Source organism: Ensifer sp. MJa1 (assembly GCF_037026475.1).
Taxonomy (GTDB): domain Bacteria; phylum Pseudomonadota; class Alphaproteobacteria; order Rhizobiales; family Rhizobiaceae; genus Ensifer.
Genome location: NZ_JAKUMO010000065.1, coordinates 1 through 888 on the forward strand (window position 1 = coordinate 1; position 888 = coordinate 888).

Here is an 888-nt window from a genome sequence, read left to right on the forward strand (position 1 = left end):
AGCACGCCGTAAAGCAGCCCCCACTTGATGTTGGGCAGCGTCACGAACCAGAAGGTCTGCCAGCCCGACGCGCCAAGCGAGAGCGCCGCCTCCTCGTCGCTCGACCCCTGTTCCTGCATCAACGGGATCAGCTCGCGGGCAACGAAGGGGAAGGTGACGAAGACGGTGGCAAGCACCAGGCCGGGCACGGCAAACAGGATCTGGATGCCATGGCTCTGCAGCCACGGGCCGATCAGGCTGTGCGAGCCGAACAGCAGCACGAAGACAAGGCCGGAGATGACCGGCGAGACCGAGAACGGCAGGTCGATCAGCGTCGTCAGGAAGGCCTTGCCCTTGAACTCGAACTTGGCGATCGCCCAGGCGGCGGCAACCCCGAAGACGAGGTTGAGCGGTACGGCGATGGCAGCCACGATCAGCGTCAGGCGGATGGCCGAGAAGGTCTCGGCATCCCCGAGCGCCATGACGAACTCGCCGATGCCCTTGCGCAGCGCCTCGGTAAAGACGGCGGCAAGCGGCAGAAGCAGAAACAGCGCGACGAAGGCGAGCGCCGTGATCGTCAGCGTCAGCCGTGCAAAGCGGCTTTCCGAGGTGGCGGCGGCCAGTTCCGGCAGCGCGCGCTGCGGGCCGGGGCTTATGGCCGGGCTGGTGGCCGAACTGGCGACGAGATCATGCGACATAGACATATCTCCGCCGGCTCCAGGCCTGGATCGAGTTGATGAGGAGCAGCATGGCAAAGGAGATCGCCAGCATGACCGCAGCAATGGCGGTGGCGGCGGCGTAGTTGAACTCCTCCAGCCGGATGACAATCAAAAGCGGGGCGATCTCGGAGACGTAAGGCAGGTTGCCGGCGATGAAGATCACCGAGCCGTATTCGCCGACGCCGCGGGC

1 protein-coding gene and 1 pseudogene are annotated in these 888 nt (G+C 65.3%); both read right to left on the reverse strand.

Features of this window, described 5'->3' with window-relative positions:
• Positions 1-677, reverse strand: a 677-nt coding sequence (locus MKZ91_RS31510) for a sulfate ABC transporter permease (protein WP_336174948.1), incomplete at its 3' end; no start/stop codon positions are given.
• Positions 667-888, reverse strand: a pseudogene (locus MKZ91_RS31515) (molybdate ABC transporter permease subunit); the annotation flags it as partial. The gene MKZ91_RS31510 and the pseudogene MKZ91_RS31515, both read right to left, overlap by 11 nt.